This is a genomic window from Streptomyces laculatispora (assembly GCF_017353455.1).
GTDB lineage: Bacteria > Actinomycetota > Actinomycetes > Streptomycetales > Streptomycetaceae > Streptomyces > Streptomyces laculatispora.
In genome coordinates this window covers 1-4,202 of the sequence record NZ_JAFMPZ010000443.1, presented here as the reverse complement: position 1 = coordinate 4,202, position 4,202 = coordinate 1, and the positions used below count along the sequence as shown (strand labels likewise).

3 protein-coding genes are annotated in these 4,202 nt (G+C 72.1%); all 3 read right to left on the bottom strand.

Translation table 11 applies throughout. The features are described from left to right. Window positions 1–204 precede the first annotated feature (204 nt). A complete protein-coding gene (locus J1C73_RS21735) occupies window positions 205–1,563 on the bottom strand; it encodes a vWA domain-containing protein (protein ID WP_207317890.1) in 1,359 nt (452 codons plus the stop codon). A gap of 89 nt (window positions 1,564–1,652) precedes the next feature. Then, window positions 1,653–2,888 carry a PP2C family protein-serine/threonine phosphatase gene (locus J1C73_RS21730; protein WP_207317891.1) on the bottom strand — a complete coding sequence of 412 codons (1,236 nt, stop codon included), beginning with the start codon at window positions 2,886–2,888 and terminating at the stop codon, window positions 1,653–1,655. Further along, window positions 2,885–4,202: tetratricopeptide repeat protein (locus J1C73_RS21725; protein WP_207317889.1), on the bottom strand; the 1,318-nt coding region annotated here is incomplete at its 5' end. The genes J1C73_RS21725 and J1C73_RS21730, both read right to left, overlap by 4 nt.

Below are 4,202 nucleotides of genomic sequence, written 5' to 3'. Positions count from 1 at the left end.
GCGCCCGCAGGCGCGCCCGCCCCGGCCATGCGATGGCCGCAGACCTCGCACCAGTCCTCGGAACCCGACTGGTGTCCGTTCGGGCAGGTCGGCATGTCGGCGCTTCCCCCTCTCCTCGTCCGGCCCCGGGGGCCGTCATTTTCTTCTTGCTTCGCCGCCCGGCGGACCTGTCCGGCCGGGCGGCTCATCAGTGCGGATATGTGATTACTTCTTCACGCGGACGGTCTTCGTGGAGCGCGTTTCGAGTGTCATCTCGTCCGCTTCCGCGACCTTCGCCTTCAGTCGCACAGTACCTGTCGCCGCGTCGACGACGTCTACCACCTTCGAAAGCAGTTTCGCAGTGTCCTCGTTCCCGGACGCCGATGCCAACTGCACCGCACGGCCGAGTTTGGCCGTCGCGCCGTCGAAGTCTCCCGACTTGCGGGCATCGAGCCCCTGCTGGATGACTTGTGCCAGTTCCGCCTGACCCGTGTAGTGCGCGACCTGCGGATTGATCGAGGTCGACGCCACCATGTCGTCCGTCCACACCGCCCGTACCAGGCCCTGCGAAAGGGTCTGGGGCGCCCCGCCCGACGGGTCGGGGAGGATCAGCGAGACGCGGGCCGCGAGCATCTCCTGCCCGATGCCGGCCTGCGGCACCTGCACGCACACGTGGTAGTCGCGGGACTCGTCGCCCCAGGAACCGGTGGGGTAGTCCCCGGCGCGCGGGCCCGCCTCGGTGCGGCGGTCGGTCAGCTCGGCGACCGTCGGCGCGACCTGCTTCACGAACTTGATCTCCACGCCGACCGGTGTCCACAGCCGCAGCGCGACGTCCGCGACCTCCTTGCCCATCGCGTTCTCCATCATCTGCGTGAAGTCCGCGGCCAGCCCCGTGGGATCGGCGACGATGTCGGCGGTGCCGAGCAGCGCGGAGGCGATCGCTGTGACCTCTTTCACTTCCCAGTCGGTGCCGACACCGCGGGCGTCACAGGTGAACCGGCCCGCACAGGCGTCGAGCGCGGCCCGCAGATCCTCCGGTGACTCGTGCTCGTTGCGCCCGTCGGTCAGCAGGATGCCGTGCCGGATGCTCACCTCGGCGGCGCCCAGCAGCCGGTCGGCCAGCCGCAGCCAGGTCCCGATCGCCGTACCGCCGCCCGCGCTGAGCCGCCGCAGGGCCCCCTTGGCCTGGGCCCTGGTCTGCGGATCGGCCGTGGCGAGCCGCCCGTTGCCCGGGTAGACCTCCTTGGCGACGTGCGTACCGCCGATCACGGCGAAGGAGGTGCCGTCGCGCAGGGTGTCGATGGCCGCCGCCGTCGCATCGCGGGCGTTGCGCATCTTCGTGGGCGGATAGTCCATCGAGCCCGAGCAGTCCACCATGATCACCACGGCGGCGCTCGGTGCCCGGCCCGGTCCGTGCGAGGCCGAATGAGCGGCACTCGTCAGCGGAACCCCACCGGTGGTGCCGCCGCCGGTCGAGGTGACGGTGATGATGCCGTTGACCTCACGGCCGCCCTCGGGCAGATATTCGTTCTGGTACACCTCGACGGAGAACTGCGGCACGTTCGACTTGGAGAAGTTGGCCATCTGATCGGCTCCTTGAGGCTCCACGTGTCAGATGAAGACAGATTTGCGGACAAAGGCATCGGAGGTGCAAGGGGCGGGCGGAACGGGACTCAACCGCCGCTGCAGGCGGATCCTGCCCCTTGTACCGGTACGGCGAACGGCAGCAGAGCCACTGTTACGTTGTCGTGGCCCCCGCCGTCGAGGGCGTGGCCGACCAGCACCTGGGCTCCGTGCAACGGCCGTTCGTACGCGTCCACGGGCACCGCGGCGGACATCTCGGCCGCGGACTCCGCGTAGTTCCACAAGCCGTCCGTGCAGACCACCACGACGCCGGGCCGGTCCGGTTTGAACGAGGCGGTGTGCGGCTCCAGTTCGTAGGCGTCGGCGCCCAGCCAGCCCGTGATGGCGTGGGCCCGCTCGTCCGCGTACGCCTCCGCCTCGTTCATCAGGCCGGCCGCGACCATCTGCGCGGCCCAGGAGTCGTCCTCGGTGAGCCGGGCCGGTGGACTGCTGCGCTCCTCGGGCACCCAGTACACCCGGCTGTCGCCGACCCAGCCCACGACCAGCAGGCCATTGGCCATGATCGCGCCGACCAGGGTGCACGCCGGGGCGTTCTGATGGCGGTGCGGATCGTGCTCCGCGCCCTGACCGGGCTCCTGGGCCAGCCGGTTGACCGACTCGGCGGCCGCCACGATCGCCTCGTGCATCGCCTGCTGCGGATGCGTACCGCGCGGCAGCGATTCCAGCAGCGACTCGTTGGCGGCGGTCGTGGCGGCGGCCGACGCCTCGTCGGGACGGCTGGCCGACGACACCCCGTCGCAGACGATCGCCAGGACGGCCGGGGTGCCGTCCGGCAACGCGGTCGTCGAGATCGCGAACGAGTCCTCGTTGCGGTGGTGGCGCAGTCCGCGGTCGGTGACCGCGGCGACCGAGCCGAGCTCCTGCTCCATGTGATCGCGCTCGCGGGGCTGGGCATGGCCGCAGTTCTCGCAGTAGCCGTCGTTGTCGACATGGCCGGCCCGGCAGGCCACGCACACCTTGGTGCCGGCCGGCGGCGCCGGGACGGGGCCGGTGGAGGCACGGGGATCGGGCGCCGCACCGGCGGCGGCCGGAACCGGCGCCGCCAGCTCGAAGTCGCCGGAGGCTCCCGGCTCTTGGGGGCCGGCCTGCGCCGGTTCGCCCGCCCCAGTGGCGATGGCGATCGTCGGGTGGTCCAGCGGCGGCTCGGGTACGGCCGACAGGTCGTACCCGCACGCACCGCAGAACAGATCCCCCGGCTCCAGCGGCTCCTCGCAGCCGGGACACCTCGACAAGGCAGTCTCCTGGTCGTTCTGCGACATCTTCACACCCACGTTCGGGGGCGGAAACGGTTGGCCCGCTCCACCAGTTCGATCCTCTCGTCGCCGGGCTCCGCAAGCCGGGCGAGCATCCGGTACGCACGCTCGAGCCCGAAACGCAGGCCGCGCTCGTCCAACTCACTGCCGAGCAGCGTCCTCGGCCCCTGCGCCCCGCCGTGCACGGGCGACTGCGGGGCCGGGGGACGAGCCTCGGGACTCCCGGAGAGTACCCAGTCGAGGGCCGTCCCCAGCACCTCGGTCGACAACTGCTCCCGGCGCACCGCGTCCAGACCGAGACCCGCCAGCCCCGAGACCTGGGCCGAGGCCGCCATCAGGTCGACGATCAGCGGGTCGTCCGTGGCCCGTCCGCGCAGCCGTGCCCGTACCGCGGCGACCCGGGCCGCCGTGTAGTGGATCGACGCCTCCGGCACGGACTCCAGCGATCGGACGGCCCCGCTCCGGTCTCCGGCCGCGATCTGCACCCGGGCCAGACCGAACGCGGCGCTCACGAAGCTCGGGTCGGTCGCCCACACCAGCCGGTAGTACTCGGCGGCGTTGTCCAGCTGGCCCAGGACCTCCGCGCAGATGCCCAGCGCCAGCTTGGGCGCGGGCTCCCCGGGAAACGCGTCGTAGACCGCGTCGAAGGACAGCGCCGCGTTCTCGTTGTCACCGGTCACCAGGGAGGTGACGCCCCGGTACCAGACCACCCGCCAGTCGTCCGGATGCTTCAGCTCAAGGGTGGTCAGGGTCTCCTGCGCGGCACCGAGGTCGTTCATCTCCAGGAAGGCGCGCAGCTCGCGCAGCCTGGTCTCCAGCGAGGCGGCCGGTACGGCCTGCAACGCGGCGATCAGTTCGGCGGGTGCCGACGCCATCACCCCGGCGAGGAACCCCGCGTTGGGGTCGCTCGCGTCGACCCGGGGGACCGGCAGCGCGAGCGACGTCCCCCGTACGTCGAGCCCGGCCAGCCGGGGCCCGCCCGTGCTGGGGGGAGAGGACGCGGCGACGGGGTCCGCTGCCGGCGACCGGGGGGCCGGAACGGCCGCCTGCGGCTGCGGGTACGCGGGCGCGGCGCGGTTCCCGGCGGCGCCGTTCGCGCCGCCGCTGACATGCGTGGTGGACGAGGGCAGCGGACCGGCTCCCGGGTACGCCGCGGGCGCCGGGTTCCGTGCCCCGAGGCGGGACACCTCGCCGGTCAGGATGGTGAACAGCTCCGTGTCGGTGACCCGCATCTCCGCGCCGAACAGCGTCGACAGCGCCGGACGCGGGCGCCCCGTCTGGAGCGACACCACCTCCCGCAACACACCCATCAGCTGCTCCGCCATC

Excerpts from the sequence above, each read along its gene's own strand:
- J1C73_RS21735 (WP_207317890.1), bottom strand. The coding sequence starts at position 1,563 with ATGGCCAACTTCTCCAAGTCGAACGTGCCGCAGTTCTCCGTCGAGGTG.